The organism is Candidatus Spongiihabitans sp., assembly GCF_965247905.1.
Lineage (GTDB): Bacteria > Pseudomonadota > Gammaproteobacteria > Arenicellales > Poriferihabitantaceae > Spongiihabitans.
On sequence record NZ_OZ252047.1, the window covers coordinates 1,217,117 to 1,234,296 of the forward strand.

Below are 17,180 nucleotides of genomic sequence, written 5' to 3' on the forward strand. Positions count from 1 at the left end.
TCAGGATGGCCGCCCACTGGTTTTTTTGCGGGGTTTCGTGGCGGATCTTTTTGCGAGATGGAACAGGGATTGCCTTAATCCACGATGCCCGACTTTTGCGGCAAGGTCGCAAATGGCAGTTGCATTGTCTGTTGATATGGGCTCGATCTTTTTCCCGCAATAATTGCCGCGCGTTTGCGGCGAGGATGCAGGACGTATTTTTATGTTTATATCAGAAATTTTGAAATTATGATCATTCAATTGCCGCAACAAAGAAGGCTTCTGGTGACGGATTTGGGTTGCCCATGCCGCGGAATCACAAAATACCACCAATCGACCGGATTGAAATAACAGCGGGTAGCTATGAGGGGCGGCGATACCGACTTGCTTTCGCCAATAGTCGCTAAGGGATTGTTGCAAGCGCTCCACTGCCGGCCGGTCTTCGCTAACCGGTAAACTGTTTTTAATCACCCGTTTAATCACTTGGGCGATGGATTTGAACTCTTTCATTATCCGAATAATGGTCTTATAGCAAGGTAGCGACTCTGGCATAATCCCGCCACCATGGCACGCAAATAATAGCACTCTTTATATGTTGCAGAATGCACTGAAAAAATTTTTCGGCGACAGTAACCAGCGTCTTCTCAAAAAACTGAGCAAAACGGTCGACCAGATCAATGCCCTCGAGGCCGGCTTGCAAGCGCTCAGCGACGATGAACTGACCGCCAGGACGATTGAATTCAAGGCGCGTTTTGCCAAGGGTGCCCATAAAGACGAATTGCTGGCGGAAACATTTGCGGTGGTGCGGGAAGCCTCGGTGCGCGCCTTGGGATTACGCCACTTCGACGTGCAGTTGATTGGCGGCATCGTCTTGAATGAAGGCAAGATCACCGAGATGAAAACCGGCGAGGGCAAGACCCTGGTGGCGACTTTGCCGGCCTATCTGAACGCGGTCGCCGGCGTGCCGGTGCATATCGTCACTGTCAATGACTATTTGGCGCAACGCGACGCCGAGTGGATGGGAAAAATTTATTCGTTGCTGGGCTTGAGCGTGGGCGTCATTCTGTCGGGCCAGGAGCGCGAGGCAAAGAAAGCGGCCTATCAAAGCGATATTGTCTATGGCACCAACAATGAATTCGGCTTCGATTATTTGCGTGACAACATGGCGTTTTCCGGGCAAGACCGCGTTCAGAACGGCTTGGGATTTGGCATTATCGATGAAGTGGATTCCATTTTAATTGATGAAGCTCGAACGCCGCTAATAATTTCCGGTCCGGCGGAAGAAAGCACGGATTTGTATAACAAGATTAATACAATCGTGCCCGAACTGGTTAAACAAGAACAACCTGAGGGCTTGGAATATTCACCGGGGGATTTCTCGATTGATGAAAAATCAAGGCAAGTTGCGTTAACGGAAGAAGGGCATGAACATGCCGAGGAGTTGCTTGCCAAAGCGGGTTTGCTCGAGCCGGGCAGCAGTTTATACGAGGTCGCGAATATCAGCCTGATGCATCATCTCAACTCGGCGTTGCGCGCCATCAATTTATTTAACAAGGATGTGGATTACATTGTGCGCGATAATGCCATCGTCATTATTGATGAGTTCACCGGGCGCATGATGCCGGGCCGGCGTTGGTCGGAAGGATTGCATCAAGCGGTTGAAGCCAAGGAAGGGGTGGCGATTCAACAGGAGAGCCAAACTCTGGCCTCGATTACTTTCCAAAATTATTTTCGGTTGTACGACAAGTTAGCCGGCATGACCGGCACCGCCGACACCGAAGCGCCGGAGTTCTTGCAAATTTACGGCCTTGAAGTGGTTATTATCCCGACCAACAAGGACATGCGGCGAGACGATTCCGCGGATCTGGTGTATCGCACGGCGGATGAAAAATATGCCGCCATTTGTGAGGGTATAGAAGAGTGTCGCAGCCGCAGTCAACCGGTTCTGGTCGGAACCGCTTCCATTGAAACTTCGGAGCATTTGTCGCAAATCCTGAAAAAGAAAGGGATTGAACACCAGGTTTTAAATGCAAAACATCACGGCAGCGAAGCTAAAATCATTGCCGAAGCCGGGCGCCCCGGCACCATTACCATCGCCACCAACATGGCCGGTCGCGGCACCGATATCGTGCTCGGCGGCAATTTGGAAATTGAACTCGGCGCGATGGATGATGAAGATAAAAAGCAGGAGACGCGCGAGCAGTGGGACAAACGACATAGCCAAGTGATCGACGCCGGCGGTCTGCACGTGCTCGGCACTGAGCGCAACGAATCGCGGCGCGTGGATAATCAGTTGCGCGGGCGTTGCGGCCGCCAGGGCGATCCCGGCTCCAGCCAATTCTTTTTGTCGCTCGAAGATAATTTGATGCGAATTTTCGGTTCGCAAAAAATTGCCGGGCTGATGGAAAAATTGGGCATGGAGGAGGGTGAAGCCATTGAACATCCGTGGGTTACTCGTGCGATCGAAAATGCCCAGAAAAAAGTGGAAGGCCACAACTTTGATATGCGAAAGCAACTATTGGAATATGATGATGTCGCCAATGAGCAACGCAAGGTAATTTACGAACAGCGCAACCTGTTGATGGAAACCGAGGATATTTCGGAGTACGTTGAGGATAGCAGGGCGGAAGTTGTCAACGCGGTGATCGATCGATTTATTTCCCCGCAAACGCTGGAGGAGCAGTGGGAGATTGTGCAGTTGGAGAAAGAGATCGAAAGCGAATTCGGGGCCGCTTTGGAAATTCGCAAATGGCTTGATGAAGACGATTCGCTTCATCAGGAAACGCTGCGCAAGAAAATTTTGGCGAACATCATCGCCACGGCGCAGGCAAAAGAAAACCGCGTTGGCAGCGACAGCATGCGCCATTTCGAGAAACAGGTCATGCTCAAGGTTCTGGATGATCAGTGGAAAGAGCATCTCGCCAACATGGATTATTTGCGCCAGGGCATCGGCTTGCGCGGCTATGCGCAGAAAAATCCGAAACAGGAATACAAGCGCGAAGCGTTTGAGATGTTCACCGCATTGCTTGAGTCCATGAAGTTCGAGGTTATTTCCATTCTCGCCAAGGTGCATGTGCCGTCCGAGGAGGAAATGCTGGAAATGGAACAAAGGCTGCGGGCGCAACAGGCGCGCGAGCAGTCGGTGAAATACATTCATCATGATGCGACGGCGGCGGGTGTGGACGAACAACCCGGCCGGCCATCCGCCAAGTCATCCGCTAGGTCATCCGCGCGCCGACTGGTTAGCGACTCGGCGGAACAGCCGTTTGTCAGAGATGGCAAAAAAACCGGAAGGAATGAGCCTTGTCCCTGTGGTTCCGGGAAAAAGTTCAAACAGTGTCACGGCAAGTTGTGATGGCTTTGCGTGATTCGTTATGGCTGTTGCATTGCATTGCCCCGGAAAATTTTGCGGCGTTGCAAAAAAGCAAAGTTCTGAAGAGCGCGTCGTCGCTGATGAACGCGGCCGAGAGAAAATGTTACGAGACGCAGAAGCGAGATGAATGCGTGAAGTTATCCAACGGAATAGTTTTGCGCGACCAGCAACCGCTCACCGACAAAATTAAATTTAGCGATGACACGACTTTCCCCCAATATGTTAAATACATCAACGAGCATGTGTTTTTTTGGCCAACAAAAATCCCAAATATGTTTTGCAATAAGTATTCGCACCACATTATATTGCGATGCAAACTTTCCGACTTGGAGGATGAAAATCCGGACACCGAGATTTTGTTTTCCCGGTATAACTCCGGCGCCACGCCGCGAATACCAACGCAAAGCCCGCGCTTGCTTAATTTATTTCAGCCGCTTAAATCCCGCGTTGGAACGGCGCTCGTGGAAGTTGTCGCATACCGCAACATAAGATTACCCGCGAATACTGAATACAAAAATGCCAACGGGGAGTGGTGCGCATTTTTTAATCAAGTGTCGTCCGCAGTAAAAAAATCACGGCTTGCGCCGACACGGTTTCCTGATCTTGGAGAAATATCAGGCGTTAAATTCGCTGCCATCGCGGCCGGCATTAAACATCAGGATCGCAATGATTTGATGCTTGCAAGTTTTTGCCCAGGCACCGCAGTGGCAGGCGTTTTTACCCAATCATCCACAGCCAGCGCACCGGTTGTGTTGTGCCGGGATCATCTGGCAAGCGGTGCCGCGGCCGCGCTGATTGTGAACGCCGGCAACGCCAATGCGTTCACTGGAAAAATCGGAGAGCAACATTGCCAAGCAACCTGCCGAGCGGTGGCGAAAGCGATCAACTGCGATGCGGATAAAATATTTGTCGCTTCAACCGGGGTGATTGGTGCGCCGTTGCCCATTGATCGCATCGTCAATGCCATACCAAGACTGGCGGATAAACTGCACCCGAACCATTGGCGGGACGCGGCGCAGGCGATTACCACTACCGACACTTTCGCCAAAGGCGCCACCGTGCGCACCGCGATCGCCGACGCGCCGGTGACCATCAACGGCTTCGCCAAAGGCTCCGGCATGATCGAACCCGATATGGCGACCATGCTGGCATTCATCTTTACCGACGCCGCCATCCCGCGCGCCGCGTTGCAATCGCTGTTGGTCGCCGCCAACGAGCGCTCATTTAACTGCATCACCGTCGATAGCGACACCTCAACCAGCGATACCTGTTTGTTGTTCGCCACCGGCCAAGCTGGCAACCCACCGCTGTGCGATGCGGACGATGCGGCGCTGGATGATTTCAAGCGCGCGCTGGCGCAGGTGATGACCGACCTCGCGCTGCAAATTGTGCGCGACGGCGAGGGCGCAACGAAATTGATCGAAATCACGGTCAGCGGCGCGGCATCCGACCGCGCGGCCGCCGTCATCGCCAAATCCATCGCCAACTCGCCGCTGGTGAAAACCGCGATCGCCGGCGAAGACGCGAACTGGGGCAGGATAGTGATGGCGGTGGGAAAATCCGGCGAACAGGCTGACCGGGATAACTTGAAAATAAATATCGGCGGCGTGTTGATTACTGAACATGGGCAGGTCGCGGAAAGCTACGATGAAGCCGATGATGAAGCCGGAGTCGCCAAACATTTGCAAGGCGACGAGATTTTCATTGCCGTTGATGTCGGCATCGGCGGCGGCGTAGCCACGGTATGGACTTGCGATTTAACTCACGGCTATATCCGTATTAATGCCGATTACCGCTCCTGACTCCCGACTATATGTTGTCGTGGGTGTGCTGCGAAACCCGCAGGGACAGCTTTTAGTTCAGCAAAGACTGCCCGGCAAACCGTGCGCCGGACAGTGGGAATTTCCCGGCGGCAAGGTCGAGAAAAATGAATCGCCGCAACAGGCTTTGATTCGCGAACTGAATGAGGAGTTGGGCGTTTCCATAAAAAACATAATTCCGTTAACCCAAATCGCCCATGACTACGACCATGCAAATGTCTGGCTGGATGTTTATCTGATAGACAATTTCGAGGCGCAGGTAATCAATCTGGAAGCGCAAAATTTTGCCTGGAAGACCATCGAAGAAATCCGAGAAATGGATGTGCTTGCTGCGGTTCACCCGATTTTGGATGTGGTTAAATCGTTATGATCGGCATCATGACCAGCGTCCGGCGCGCCTGATTTGCTGGTCCATTTTTGGCCCGAACATTGACCGATAAGTTTCGTGCAAGCGCGTTACTTGCGCTTCAAGTGCAGCGATGGTTGAGTCATTGACAATGACATCGTCGGCTTTAGCCGCTCTCTCCCGATCGCTTAACTGTGTATCCAAAACGCGGTTAATTTCATCCACGCTCATCTTTCGATGTTGCTGTAACCGACTTGTTCTTGTTTCGGGATTACAGGTGACCACGACCACTCGATCCATTAATTCGTGCTGACCGCTTTCGATGAGCAGTGGAATTTCAAGTATGCAGTAAGGCGATTTGCTTTTCCGGCATTGGTCAAACATTTTGTCCAGGATGGGCGGGTGCAGAATGGATTCCAGAAGATCGCGTTTTTTATCGTTTCTGAAAACTATTTCCCCCAGTTTTTTGCGATCTATATGACCAGAATTATCGATTATCCCGCTACCCAGGCTTTCAACAATTTGCTCAAATTCCGGCGTGCCTGGCCGGGTTAGTTCTCGGGAGATGAGATCGGCATCGATAGTATCGACGCCTAATTGCTTGAATAAGTTTGCAACTGTGGATTTACCGCTGCCAATTCCACCGGTGAGTCCGACCCTGGCCGCCATTACAGCACAACGATTTGCGAGGCGACATTTCCTGTCACCCAAAAGAATCCTCTATTTCTTTTCGGTAGAGCGCAATCAAACTGTCTTCATGCACCCCTCCATATATCAACCATTGCAACATTTCATCAAGCACTTCCATAGCTGTATTGTTTAGTTTAAAACTTGACGACTGGTAGGATTGGTAATGAGTTCCGATGGGTTGCAAATGATCCAATCGTAATAACGACTCTTTTGGGCCGTCAATAGGTAACTGATCCCAAAAAAACTGCGGATACTCGCAATGACGCACCCTTTCGATAAAGGCCGGATTATACCCTGATCTCCGATTATTTCGGCCAACGCCATAGTAAGGAGCCACCAATACCGTAGGGGCAGTATTGCGCTTTGGCGCACCCCGAATCAGATTTTTATCAATCAATGGCGACTCATCGCTCAGAACAATACAAGGTCTTTTTTTTGCTCTATAAGCCGCCCAAAGCTCCCCATGATACAAAGGCATTGCGGCTACAGGTAAAGAGGGAAGTGGCCGTGAAGATTGAATGTTAAGTGGTTTTACCTGTAACTCCGCTGAACTATGTTGGGTTGGATTCTTTCGTCCAACAGGTTCTAGTGTGTAAGGAGTCTGATCGACATGGGGCACAAAAGCAAAAACCAGTGTACCCCTGCATAGGGAGTTGTTATCCTTGCTAATCCACCAATCTTTATCGACACAGGCTTGAATACTATCATCAGGATAAGTCATCGCCTTTCCGCGCCATTGAATTCCATACTTCATCAGAAAATTGAACATCCATAGTTGTATCGGAAAATTTTGGTCCGGCTAAACTAGCAAGCCATTTTATCCCCTCCTTATATACTTCATCATAACGTTGACTGGATACGGGGCAGACCAGTTTCGGCTTCTGTTGTTCTTTTCTCGATTTTTTTAATGACTCCATACGCTCAGCCAGACGTTTTTTCTTTCCCTTTGACAGCACTGAATATTTTGTCGGTTGAGAATCCTGAATATTTAAATTCGCCGAATATGCCAAATGAAAGTCGAGATATTTCATCGGTTTAGCGGATAACATCGGCCCGGTTTTATAGACATAATCAAGGAGATCAGGTGTATCATGCGCAAAATTTTTAATCTCCCTTGGCAAACGTATTCGCGCCGCCAGAGGTAATAGCCGCTCTTTTTCCTCCAACAGCCCATTGCTCTCGAGCTTCCATCTACACCAATCATCATTTCCATAATCACTTGTAAAGTCTGTGCGTGTAGCATGAATCTGATTTAGTGCGGGATTGATACGGGCATTGACTTCCTGCGACCATGGGCCAAATTTATAGAATTGCCAGCGAACACCAGTTAGTGTTTTGCCTTGATTGTGCTCAGCATAAGCAAGATCGGAAAGATACACATATTTGATTAAATGAATCGGCCCTAGACCACGGTCCATCCGGGCATCTAGCGACCCTGCAACCAGCAATATGTACTGGAGAAGCGTATCTACTTTTTCAGCATCTACAGACATGATACATAATTATAACACAGTGAGTTATTCTGGAGCCGAGTATTTACAGGGTTTGTAAACGATTGTACCAATCCTTGCCCTAAGGTCAAAGCGGTTGCGGGAATTTCAATACTCCAAAACCAAATCAGCAGGAATAGCAAAGCCGATTCCTTCAACTTCCACATCAGCAATTTTTTCTGTCGTAATGCCGATTAGATTCCCTTCACTATCGAATAATCCACCACCAGATGAGCCAGGTGATATGGCTGCATTGGTTTGTATAAACTGATTGCCGTCCCATTCTCGCAGTTGTGAAATAAGGCCATCGGATAGTGATAAATCATACCCATCGGGGGCACCTAATGCATAAGTAGTTTCTCCTACTTTGAGGGTATTATATCGACGAATCGCCGTAGGAATCCCTGCTAATCGGTTAACATTCAACAAGCAAAAATCTTTATCTTCATTCGAATGAAGAATCGTTGCTGGAAAGGCGGTATCTGTATCCGCTCGGCGATTATGTGATTTATAAACAATAATATCATCACGCCGATCAATTACATGGCAATTTGTCGCCACGATATTGGGACGAATAGATATTGGGACGAATAATTACACCACTGCCTTGACTATATCCATTGTGTATTACCACCACTGATCTCCATACTTTTTCAAATACTCTTGCGGCAGTATTTGTAGTTTTTGGTGCAACCGCAATAACGATCTTTCCAGCAGTAGAAGATGTTTCCACAAGTGTTTCTTGATAAGATTCACTTGCGCCTCCTCGTCGCGCAATTTCTTTTTTGGCATTGCGAATTTCGATTTGTGATAAATAAGCACTCCAATCTTCACGCAAATTCGTAACAGCATCTTCCATTGCCGTTTGTTTTTGCAATAGACCACCAAATATATGCCTCACTTGCATTCTTGGCAATGCCTTCGCCTTCCCAATACGCAACACCCAACGCATTTTGTGCGTTGGGTTGCCCTTGTTCCGATGCTTTGCTATACCAGCGCACCCCATCCTGCTGATCTTTGGCGATACCTTCACCATTATAAAACATATACCCCAAATTATATTGCCCGTCTGGATTCCCTTGTTCCGCCGCCTTGCGATACCAGCGCACTGCTTCGAGCCAATCTTTGGCAATACCCTCACCGAAATAATATGCATCCCCCAAATTGTTTTGTGCAAACGCATTTCCCTGTTCTGCCGCCTTGCGATACCAGCGGATTGCTTCAAGTTTATCTTTAGGGACGCCACTTCCATTGTCATACATCCAGCCAAGATTGAACTCACCCCATGCATTGCTTTGCTCGGCGGCCTTGCGATACCATTTCGCGGCTTCCACATTGTTTTCAGAAACGCCATCTCCATTATTATACATCACACCGAGGTAATTTTGAGCATCTGCGATACCAATGCATTGCTTTTTGGTAGTCTTGCGCAACACCTTCACCGTAATAGTAGACGTAGCCCAAGTTATATTGCGCATCCCTGTTCCCTTGCTTCGCTGCTTTGCGTTCTATTTCAACTTCTTCAGGAGTGAATGGTTCGTAGCCAGAGTCTGCAATACTCGGAGCAGTGCCGAGCACAGCAAAACCGAGTAACAACAAAAAATAGATTTTATTCATCGAATTGCCTCCATCGGCAGAATAGTTAAGAAACCGCCGCCTTGAGTGGCAGGCGTTTCCACAGGGCGATTATGCCGAAAGCGGCAAGTGACCGGCCGATTTTTTTTGGCCTCATTGTGCTGAAAGATTGCGTTGAAAGTAAAAACCAAGTAGAATAGTAGGTATTAGAGATTATGCGATTGTTTTGAAAGCCGAATGCATCTGACAACCAAAGGCCGATATGCCGTTACCGCAATGATTGATCTGGCAATTAACCAGCGCAATGGGCCGGTTACGTTGAAAAGTATATCAGATAATCAAGGGATTTCACTGTCCTATCTGGAGCAGTTGTTTTCCAAAATGCGGAAATCTGATCTGGTGACTGGCGTGCGCGGGCCGGGCGGCGGATATAGGCTGGCAAAAGATGTTGATCAAATCAGCATGGCCGATATTGTGGTTGCGGTGGATGAGCCGCTCGATATCACCCAATGCGACGGCGCGGAAAACTGCCACGATGGCAAGCGCTGCCTGTCGCACGATTTGTGGAGTGAATTGAGCGATCAACTGTATCTGTTTTTGGCAGGCATAAGACTGGGTCAGTTGATGCGACAAAGCGGGATCGATCAACCGCACACTGATGAATCCGGCCATTCACAGTTCGTGAACTTGCCCATTTTGGAAAGTTCGACCAACGTAATCACTTCATAATTTAAACTAAGGAATCATTTGCAATGACCAGCACAGAACAAGAAATCGCCTCTTTAGTTCAGCGCGACTATAAAGAAGGTTTTATTACCGATATTGATGCGGATACGCTGCCTCCTGGGCTGAACGAAGAGGTGATTCGCATTATCTCCGCCAAAAAAGAGGAGCCGGAATTTCTGCTGGAATGGCGGTTAGGCGCCTATCGGCATTGGTTGAAAATGAAATCGCCGGAGTGGCCGCATTTGAATTACCCGCCGGTGGAATTTCAGGAGATTAGTTATTATTCCGCGCCCAAACAGAAACAGCTGCTGGGCAGTCTGGATGAAGTCGACCCGAAGCTGATCGAGACCTATGAAAAGCTGGGCATTCCCATTGACGAACAAAAAATGCTGGCCGGGGTCAAGGTGGCGGTGGATGCGGTATTTGATAGCGTGTCGGTAGTCACTACGTTTAAAAAGACGCTGTCCGAGTCAGGGGTTATTTTTTGTCCGTTATCGGAAGCGCTGAAAGATCATCCTGAATTGGTGAAACAGTATCTCGGTTCTGTGGTGCCGTCGGGCGATAACTATTATGCCGCGCTAAATTCCGCAGTATTCAGCGAAGGCTCATTTGTTTATATTCCAAAGGGCGTGCGTTGCCCGATGGAATTGTCGACCTACTTCCGCATCAATGCGATGAACACCGGGCAGTTTGAACGAACCCTGATCATCGCCGAGGAAGATAGTTATGTGAGTTATCTGGAAGGCTGCACCGCGCCGCAGCGCGATGAAAATCAATTGCATGCGGCGGTAGTCGAACTCATCGCCTTGAAAGGCGCCGAAATAAAATACTCCACCGTGCAGAACTGGTATCCCGGCGATGAAAACGGCAAGGGCGGTATTTATAACTTCGTGACCAAGCGCGGCGCATGCCGCGGCGACGACGCCAAAATTTCATGGACTCAAGTAGAAACCGGCTCGGCGATTACCTGGAAATACCCCAGCGTATTGCTCGAAGGCGACAACTCTATCGGCGAGTTTTACTCGGTGGCGCTGACCAATAATTATCAGCAAGCGGATACCGGCACCAAGATGGTGCATATCGGCAAGAACGCAAAAAGCACGATTATTTCAAAAGGCATTTCCGCCGGACATGGACAAAATTCTTATCGCGGATTAGTCAAGGTGGTTAAGGGCGCGGAAAATGCACGTAATTATTCGCAGTGCGATTCATTGCTGATGGGCGATAAATGCGGGGCCCATACTTTTCCTTATATGGAGGTTAAAAATCCAACCGCAATCGTTGAGCACGAAGCGACTACCTCGCGCATCGGCGAAGATCAATTATTTTACTGCCGTCAACGCGGCTTGTCGGAAGAAGACGCCATCTCCATGATCGTGAATGGATTCTGCAAGGACGTTTTCAGAGAATTGCCCATGGAGTTTGCGGTTGAAGCGCAAAAACTATTAGGCATTAGTTTGGAAGGGTCGGTGGGCTGAGCGCGAGGAGGCAAGAGATGAAAACCATAGCGACTATTAACTTTAAAGGTGGTGTCGGCAAGACAACGATTACTTGGTGTTTGGGTGATGTGTTGTCCCAACGAGAGGGTTCCAACATTTTGCTGTTTGACCTGGATGCACAAGCATCGCTTACTCAGTCTATTGAATTTGGTCAGCGGCGCGATGAATTTACGCTTTGGAAAAAGAATAGTGAAGAACAGAAAAACACAATTCACGCCGCCCTTAATCAATTTCTGCACCAAACCGGAGAATTCAAATTTCAACCTGATGAGAATTTTATCTATCAGATAAACAGTAAGTATCATTTCGTTCCTGCTATGAATGATCTTTATTGGGTGGGATTGGATTCTTTTGATCCTGAAAGGGGGAGGGTGTTTATAAGGCGCATTCTTGAGAAGATAGTAAATTCATCTAAGTTCCCCGATTATGACTATGTCATTTTTGATTGTCCGCCTTCTTTCACGCCGCTTTCTTACAGTGTACTGACTTGTTGTGACTTGGTTTTGATACCAGTGAATCCTGATTTTTTTGCAGTCAAAGGAGTTGATTTGTTGATGAAAGGGTGCAAAACAGCATCGAAATCCACCCGTTCCCTAAAATTGCGGTTTTTGCTAATCGTGTGCCGACGTCGTGGAAGAATTTTGGGTCTGAACCGACATATCAAGCACATTCTAGGATGGCAGAAATCAGAGAGTCTTGTGAAAAGGCGAACGAAATACCGGGTATTGATGTGCGTTTCCTAAATACCTACTTACTAAATCGTGTTGCAATAGGGAACGCTATCACAAATCGCAAAACTCCAAGTGAACATATTGACGATTTTATAAATCTTTGGGAAGAATCCGGAGGTAAATTGAAATGACAACCGACAATTTTTGGGGCGACAAGACCGAATACATCGAGAGGTTGGCTAATGAAGTCACCGACCTCAAAAATGTGCTGGTTGGCCTCTCGCAGCAAGTCAGGCGGATTGAGCGGCGGATTGATTTAATTCTGCCAGAAAAGCGAAGCGCGAAGTTGAGCGATGCGAGCGCCGGGCGGGAAAGGCGTGCGGAAAAAACACCAACAATGAGCGAAACTCAAGCGCGTCAAACGATCGACAGACTTACCCAATGCCTCATTGACAAAAAGCCCATTGACGCGGAATTGCGCGCGATGACGATGAAGCACGGACTCACTCCCATCGCACGGGAATTTGGCATGACCAACACAAAGTTGCCACCCAAGACGGAATTGATCATGAACATCATCACGCGACTGCGCCAGAGTGTGATGCTGACCGAGAATATTCGCAAGATGTCTCGCGTTGCCGAAGAGGAAAAACAGTTTGGAAGCTGAGGCAATGCTAACCATCAACAACCTTCACGTCAGTGTCGACAACAAACCCATCCTCAACGGCGTCAGTCTGGAGGTTGCGGCTGGCGAGGTGCATGCCATCATGGGGCCGAATGGCTCGGGGAAAAGCACTCTTGCCAATGTGTTGGCGGGGCGGGAAAACCACGAAGTCACTTCGGGCAGTGTTCGGTATCGCGGCCAGGATTTACTGGAAATGGCACCGGAAATTCGAGCGCGCGAAGGGTTGTTTCTAGCGTTCCAATATCCTGCGGAAATTCCCGGCGTGACCAATTTGTATTTACTGAAAGCATCGATTAATGCGGTGCTCAAGCATCGCGGCGAAGAAGAATTGGATGCGGTGACCTTTCTTAAACTGATCAAGGAGAAAGCGGCGTTGGTGGAAATGAAGCAGGAGTTTTTGTATCGCGCGGTCAATGAAGGCTTTTCCGGCGGCGAGAAAAAACGCAATGAGATTTTGCAAATGGCGTTGTTGGAACCTTATCTGAGCGTGCTCGATGAAACCGATTCGGGGCTGGATATTGATGCGCTGAAAATCGTCGCGCATGGCATCAACACTTTGCGGCACAAGGAGCGCGCCATGATCGTGGTGACCCATTATCAACGCCTGCTCAACTACATCGTGCCGGATTTTGTGCATGTGCTGCACAGCGGAAAGATCGTGCGCTCCGGCGATAAATCGCTGGCGCTGGAGTTGGAAGACAAAGGCTATCGTTGGATTGAAGATGCAGCCTGACACCGTTGCCGCAGCCGATACCGCGTATTACCTCGAGCAGTTCGCGCGGCTTAACTCAGGTTTTGGCTCAGGTTTTGGCTCAGGCTTGCCGGGGATGGAGGTCGCGTGGTTTGACGACCAGCGCAAAAAATATCTGGCGCGATTCCGCAAAATCGGATTTCCAACCCAGCGCGACGAGGATTGGCGGTATACGCCGTTGCGATTGATCACCGGTAAAAACTTCAATGTGGTGCCCGCGCCGCGCCGCGATGTTGCCCACGAAGCACGAGATGCTGCCCGCGATGTTAATGTCGCCGCGTTCAAAATCCCGGCGCTCGATAGTCATCAAATTGTATTTGTCGATGGTCATCTGCATCAAAAGCAATCAAAGATGGACATGAATAAGGGTATTTCTGTGCGCTCGCTAGCGGAGGTCCTGACCCATGACCCCGGCTTGGCGGAGCAATATTTTGGCAGCGTGATGAAAAAAAACGGGCATGGATTCACCGCATTGAATGGCGCGCTGAACGAAGACGGCGTGGTGATTAAAACCGAGCCGGGCGCCGAAATAAAAAAGCCGATCGAATTGATTTTTCTCAGCCAAACCGACATGGCAGCATCCATGCCGAGAAATCTGATCATCGCGGGCAAGGGTAGCAAGGCGCAGTTTATCGAGCGCTACATCTCCAATAGCGCCGCGCATACCCTGACCAATAGTACAACCGAGATTATTGTCGAACAGCGAGCGGAAATTGATTATTATATTATTCAGACGCAATCATCACGCGCGTATCAGGTGTGCGGCGTGTGGGTAAAACAAGCTGCAGGTAGCCGCTTTAGTTGCCGCACAATTACCCTCGGCGGCGGCTTGGTAAGAAACGATTTACGGGTTGATTTGAATGGCCCGGGCGCGCATTGCGACATGCTGGGGGTGTATAGTTTGTCAGGTAAGCAACATGTTGATAACCATACTACAATGGTTCACCAAGCCGAAAACTGCACCAGCAATGAGCTGTATAAAGGGGTGCTGGAGCAACGCTCCAGAGCGGTATTTCACGGCCGCATCAAAGTCGCTCCGGGCGCGCAAAAAACCGATGCGCATCAAGCCAACAATACATTGCTGTTGTCCCGGGATGCGGAAATCGACACCAAGCCGCAACTGGAAATTTACGCCGATGACGTTAAATGCTCTCATGGCGCGACCATTGGGCAACTCAATGAGGATTCCTTGTTCTATTTACGCGCGCGCGGAATCGATGAAGCCGATGCGCGTGCATTATTAACCTATGCTTTTGCAAACGAAGTGTTGCATCAGATTGATATTGTACCTTTGCGGGATGCTTTAGAAAAAACCCTGGCCAGCCAGTTAATCCACGAAATTTAATTATTTATTCAAATTATTAGCCATGAAACGAGTAAATTTTGATCCGCAACTTGAACAGCGGAAAGCCGAAATCATGCAGCAGTTTAATGCGGATAATGGCGCAGAAAACCCGAGTGGAAAACCGAGCGGCCAATCGAGTGGCCAACCGGGCCAACCGATTGATGCGCTAGTCGATACAGACGATTTACCCACGGCAACCGAAGAAGAGTTGGCGGAGCGCGTGGTCGAGGCATTGAAAACGGTTTACGATCCTGAGATTCCGGTGAATATTTATGACCTTGGGTTGATTTACAAAGTGGATATTCACGATGCCTTTGCGGATATTGACATGACCCTGACCGCGCCGGGCTGTCCGGTGGCGGCTACATTTCCCGGCATGGTTGAACGAACCGTGGCCCTGGTTCCGGGGATTAAGGGCGCGGCCGTGGAATTAGTATGGGACCCGCCATGGACCCAAGCATTAATCAACGAGGCGGCGCGTTTGGAATTGGGCCTAATATAGTCCTGATATAGGTCTGATATAGTCCCGAAATGAGTGAATGGATTAGCGCCGTCAAGGCGGAGAAATTAAAACCCGGAAAACACATTGTCGTTGAGGTGGACGATGCCATGATTGTCATTTTCAACCTCGATGGCGAGTTTTACGCGCTTGAAGATGTATGCACCCACGATGGCAGCGAGATCGCCAGCGGTTGCGTGATCGGGGAGAATATTGAATGCCCTCGACATGGCGCGCAATTTAATATTAAAACCGGGCAAGTCGCGGCGCCGCCTGCTTATGAACCGATTGACACATTTCCGCTGCAGGTGGTCAATGGGGTGGTGCAGGTTAAAGACGACCGTTGGGATTGAATGGATAAACTCATAGCCACTGGCAGAGGGCCGCTGAGGGGCGAGGTGCGAATTTCCGGCGCGAAAAACGCCGCGTTGCCAGTGATGATCGCCTCGTTGCTGACCGAACAAACGCTCACTATCAGCAACATCCCCCACCTGCACGACATCACTACCACCATGGAACTGCTCGGTCAATTGGGGGTTAAGTTGCAGGTGGATGAAAAATTATCCATTGAAGCGGACGCCTCAGGCGTGCGCAACGTGGTCGCGCCTTATGAATTAGTCAGGACCATGCGCGCCTCAATTCTGGTGCTTGGTCCATTGGTTGCTCGATTCGGAGAAGCGGAAGTTTCGCTACCGGGCGGCTGTGCTATCGGCTCACGGCCGGTGAATTTGCACATTAAGGGACTCGAAGCATTAGGCGCTGAAATAACCATCGCCGGCGGATATATCAAAGCCAAGGCGGACCGGCTAAAAGGAGCGCGGATATTCATGGATTTAAACTCCGTCACCGGCACCGAAAACTTGATGATGGCGGCGACCCTCGCAGAGGGGTTAACGACCATAGAGAATGCGGCAAGAGAGCCCGAAGTTGTTGACCTGGCGGATTGCTTAAATGCGATGGGCGCAAAAGTGCAAGGGGCCGGATCGGACAAAATTACCATTGAAGGCGTTGAAAAACTTGGCGGCGCGAAACATCGAGTCATACCCGACCGAATCGAAGCGGGAACCTTTTTAGTTGCAGCAACAATTTCTCATGGTGAAATAAAAGTCAAGGATGTCGTCCCCGAACAACTTGAAGCCGTGCTGGACAAGTTACGGGAAGCGGGCGCATATATTGAAACTGGGGATAATTGGATTTACCTCAAGGCGCCAGAGGGTCCGATAAAATCAGTCAACATTCGTACCGCGCCTTATCCCGCTTTTCCGACCGATATGCAGGCGCAGTTTGTGTTGCTCAATGCCATTGCCGAAGGAAGCGCAACCGTGGTTGAGACTGTGTTTGAAAATCGCTATATGCATGTTCACGAACTGCAACGCATGGGCGCGAACATTGAATTGGACGGCAACACAGCGATTGTTCAGGGCGTCGAAAGACTCCACGGCGCGCCGGTTATGGCAACGGATTTGCGCGCCTCGGCGTGTTTGGTTTTGGCCGGGTTAATCGCCGATGGCGACACCATTATAGATCGTATTTATCATATTGACCGTGGTTACGATTGCATCGAAGAAAAATTGTCACAAATTGGCGCAAGCGTTCGTCGCGTACCGGGTCATTACATAAACCAAAATACCGCCTGATTGGCAATCAACTGTAGCAGGCCAATCAGTAACTAGCGGAGGATCAAACTGCTTATTTCGGATTTCGTTTGGTTAATCAATCTGACAAGGCCTG

Annotated in this window: 20 protein-coding genes; 12 read left to right on the top strand and 8 right to left on the bottom strand. The window is 49.5% G+C overall.

The window, feature by feature from the left end; translation table 11 throughout:
• On the bottom strand, positions 1-489 hold the full coding sequence (locus tag ACP158_RS06225; protein WP_424948081.1) for a DciA family protein: 489 nt from the start codon (positions 487-489) through the stop codon (positions 1-3).
• Positions 490-571: 82 nt separating this feature from the next.
• Here ACP158_RS06225 and secA point away from each other — a divergent pair, with 82 nt between their 5' ends.
• Genes secA through ACP158_RS06240 form a run of 3 tightly spaced genes read left to right on the top strand, consistent with a single transcriptional unit; the run spans position 572 to position 5,542 of the window.
• A complete protein-coding gene (gene secA, locus ACP158_RS06230; RefSeq protein WP_424948082.1) occupies positions 572-3,334 on the top strand; it encodes a preprotein translocase subunit SecA in 2,763 nt (920 codons plus the stop codon).
• Positions 3,316-5,154, top strand: a complete 1,839-nt coding sequence (argJ, locus tag ACP158_RS06235) for a bifunctional glutamate N-acetyltransferase/amino-acid acetyltransferase ArgJ (protein ID WP_424948083.1) — start codon at positions 3,316-3,318, stop codon at positions 5,152-5,154. The genes secA and argJ overlap by 19 nt, the downstream gene beginning before the upstream one ends.
• On the top strand, positions 5,135-5,542 hold the full coding sequence (locus ACP158_RS06240) for a (deoxy)nucleoside triphosphate pyrophosphohydrolase (protein WP_424948084.1): 408 nt from the start codon (positions 5,135-5,137) through the stop codon (positions 5,540-5,542). The genes argJ and ACP158_RS06240 overlap by 20 nt, the downstream gene beginning before the upstream one ends.
• Before the next feature lie 6 nt (positions 5,543-5,548).
• On the opposite strand, the gene coaE is transcribed toward ACP158_RS06240, so the two are convergent.
• The 7 genes from coaE to ACP158_RS06275 all read right to left on the bottom strand — a co-directional run bounded on the left by coaE (position 5,549) and on the right by ACP158_RS06275 (position 9,315).
• Positions 5,549-6,187 (bottom strand): dephospho-CoA kinase, encoded by a 639-nt coding sequence (gene coaE, locus ACP158_RS06245; RefSeq protein WP_424948085.1) that lies wholly within the window; start codon positions 6,185-6,187, stop codon positions 5,549-5,551.
• A 34-nt stretch (positions 6,188-6,221) separates the two neighbouring features.
• Complete coding sequence (locus tag ACP158_RS06250) at positions 6,222-6,929, bottom strand: hypothetical protein (protein WP_424948086.1); 708 nt, start codon at positions 6,927-6,929, stop codon at positions 6,222-6,224.
• Positions 6,916-7,701 carry a hypothetical protein gene (locus ACP158_RS06255; protein WP_424948087.1) on the bottom strand — a complete coding sequence of 262 codons (786 nt, stop codon included), beginning with the start codon at positions 7,699-7,701 and terminating at the stop codon, positions 6,916-6,918. The genes ACP158_RS06250 and ACP158_RS06255 overlap by 14 nt, the downstream gene beginning before the upstream one ends.
• Positions 7,702-7,806: 105 nt before the next feature.
• A complete protein-coding gene (locus ACP158_RS06260; RefSeq protein WP_424948088.1) occupies positions 7,807-8,259 on the bottom strand; it encodes a S1C family serine protease in 453 nt (150 codons plus the stop codon).
• Positions 8,234-8,536, bottom strand: a complete 303-nt coding sequence (locus ACP158_RS06265; protein ID WP_424948089.1) for a hypothetical protein — start codon at positions 8,534-8,536, stop codon at positions 8,234-8,236. The genes ACP158_RS06260 and ACP158_RS06265 overlap by 26 nt, the downstream gene beginning before the upstream one ends.
• A complete protein-coding gene (locus tag ACP158_RS06270; protein WP_424948090.1) occupies positions 8,529-9,176 on the bottom strand; it encodes a tetratricopeptide repeat protein in 648 nt (215 codons plus the stop codon). Before ACP158_RS06270 ends, ACP158_RS06265 begins: the two co-directional genes overlap by 8 nt.
• Positions 9,061-9,315: a tetratricopeptide repeat protein gene (locus ACP158_RS06275; RefSeq protein ID WP_424948091.1), complete on the bottom strand. Its 255-nt coding sequence runs from the start codon at positions 9,313-9,315 to the stop codon at positions 9,061-9,063. The genes ACP158_RS06270 and ACP158_RS06275 overlap by 116 nt, the downstream gene beginning before the upstream one ends.
• Positions 9,316-9,510: 195 nt before the next feature.
• On the opposite strand from ACP158_RS06275, the gene ACP158_RS06280 reads away from it, so the two are divergent.
• From ACP158_RS06280 to murA, 9 genes are all read left to right on the top strand, one after another.
• The gene (locus tag ACP158_RS06280; protein WP_424948092.1) at positions 9,511-10,002 is read left to right on the top strand and encodes an Rrf2 family transcriptional regulator; all 492 of its coding nucleotides are present in this window, start codon (positions 9,511-9,513) and stop codon (positions 10,000-10,002) included.
• Between the two features lie 23 nt (positions 10,003-10,025).
• Positions 10,026-11,477 (top strand): Fe-S cluster assembly protein SufB, encoded by a 1,452-nt coding sequence (gene sufB / locus ACP158_RS06285; protein WP_424948093.1) that lies wholly within the window; start codon positions 10,026-10,028, stop codon positions 11,475-11,477.
• A 17-nt stretch (positions 11,478-11,494) separates the two neighbouring features.
• Positions 11,495-12,241: a ParA family protein gene (locus ACP158_RS06290; protein WP_424948094.1), complete on the top strand. Its 747-nt coding sequence runs from the start codon at positions 11,495-11,497 to the stop codon at positions 12,239-12,241.
• 115 nt (positions 12,242-12,356) lie between these two features.
• Positions 12,357-12,836 (top strand): hypothetical protein, encoded by a 480-nt coding sequence (locus ACP158_RS06295; protein ID WP_424948095.1) that lies wholly within the window; start codon positions 12,357-12,359, stop codon positions 12,834-12,836.
• 4 nt (positions 12,837-12,840) lie between these two features.
• A complete protein-coding gene (gene sufC, locus ACP158_RS06300; protein WP_424948096.1) occupies positions 12,841-13,587 on the top strand; it encodes a Fe-S cluster assembly ATPase SufC in 747 nt (248 codons plus the stop codon).
• Entirely contained in the window at positions 13,577-14,950 is a 1,374-nt protein-coding gene (gene sufD, locus ACP158_RS06305) for a Fe-S cluster assembly protein SufD (RefSeq protein ID WP_424948097.1), read from the top strand. Before sufC ends, sufD begins: the two co-directional genes overlap by 11 nt.
• Positions 14,951-15,107: 157 nt before the next feature.
• Positions 15,108-15,452, top strand: coding sequence for a DUF59 domain-containing protein (locus tag ACP158_RS06310; protein WP_424948412.1), 345 nt, complete (start codon positions 15,108-15,110; stop codon positions 15,450-15,452).
• A 29-nt stretch (positions 15,453-15,481) separates the two neighbouring features.
• The gene (locus ACP158_RS06315) at positions 15,482-15,802 is read left to right on the top strand and encodes a non-heme iron oxygenase ferredoxin subunit (protein ID WP_424948098.1); all 321 of its coding nucleotides are present in this window, start codon (positions 15,482-15,484) and stop codon (positions 15,800-15,802) included.
• Positions 15,803-17,086 (top strand): UDP-N-acetylglucosamine 1-carboxyvinyltransferase, encoded by a 1,284-nt coding sequence (murA, locus tag ACP158_RS06320; RefSeq protein ID WP_424948099.1) that lies wholly within the window; start codon positions 15,803-15,805, stop codon positions 17,084-17,086.
• Positions 17,087-17,180 lie beyond the last annotated feature (94 nt).

Excerpts from the sequence above, each read along its gene's own strand:
- sufB (WP_424948093.1), top strand. The coding sequence starts at position 10,026 with ATGACCAGCACAGAACAAGAAATCGCCTCTTTAGTTCAGCGCGACTAT.
- ACP158_RS06315 (WP_424948098.1), top strand. The coding sequence starts at position 15,482 with ATGAGTGAATGGATTAGCGCCGTCAAGGCGGAGAAATTAAAACCCGGA.
- murA (WP_424948099.1), top strand. The coding sequence starts at position 15,803 with ATGGATAAACTCATAGCCACTGGCAGAGGGCCGCTGAGGGGCGAGGTG.
- ACP158_RS06275 (WP_424948091.1), bottom strand. The coding sequence starts at position 9,315 with ATGAATAAAATCTATTTTTTGTTGTTACTCGGTTTTGCTGTGCTCGGC.
- sufC (WP_424948096.1), top strand. The coding sequence starts at position 12,841 with ATGCTAACCATCAACAACCTTCACGTCAGTGTCGACAACAAACCCATC.
- ACP158_RS06250 (WP_424948086.1), bottom strand. The coding sequence starts at position 6,929 with ATGACTTATCCTGATGATAGTATTCAAGCCTGTGTCGATAAAGATTGG.
- ACP158_RS06280 (WP_424948092.1), top strand. The coding sequence starts at position 9,511 with ATGCATCTGACAACCAAAGGCCGATATGCCGTTACCGCAATGATTGAT.
- ACP158_RS06270 (WP_424948090.1), bottom strand. The coding sequence starts at position 9,176 with ATGCGCAATATAACTTGGGCTACGTCTACTATTACGGTGAAGGTGTTG.
- secA (WP_424948082.1), top strand. The coding sequence starts at position 572 with ATGTTGCAGAATGCACTGAAAAAATTTTTCGGCGACAGTAACCAGCGT.
- ACP158_RS06240 (WP_424948084.1), top strand. The coding sequence starts at position 5,135 with ATGCCGATTACCGCTCCTGACTCCCGACTATATGTTGTCGTGGGTGTG.
- ACP158_RS06255 (WP_424948087.1), bottom strand. The coding sequence starts at position 7,701 with ATGTCTGTAGATGCTGAAAAAGTAGATACGCTTCTCCAGTACATATTG.
- sufD (WP_424948097.1), top strand. The coding sequence starts at position 13,577 with ATGCAGCCTGACACCGTTGCCGCAGCCGATACCGCGTATTACCTCGAG.
- ACP158_RS06290 (WP_424948094.1), top strand. The coding sequence starts at position 11,495 with ATGAAAACCATAGCGACTATTAACTTTAAAGGTGGTGTCGGCAAGACA.
- ACP158_RS06225 (WP_424948081.1), bottom strand. The coding sequence starts at position 489 with ATGAAAGAGTTCAAATCCATCGCCCAAGTGATTAAACGGGTGATTAAA.
- coaE (WP_424948085.1), bottom strand. The coding sequence starts at position 6,187 with ATGGCGGCCAGGGTCGGACTCACCGGTGGAATTGGCAGCGGTAAATCC.
- ACP158_RS06295 (WP_424948095.1), top strand. The coding sequence starts at position 12,357 with ATGACAACCGACAATTTTTGGGGCGACAAGACCGAATACATCGAGAGG.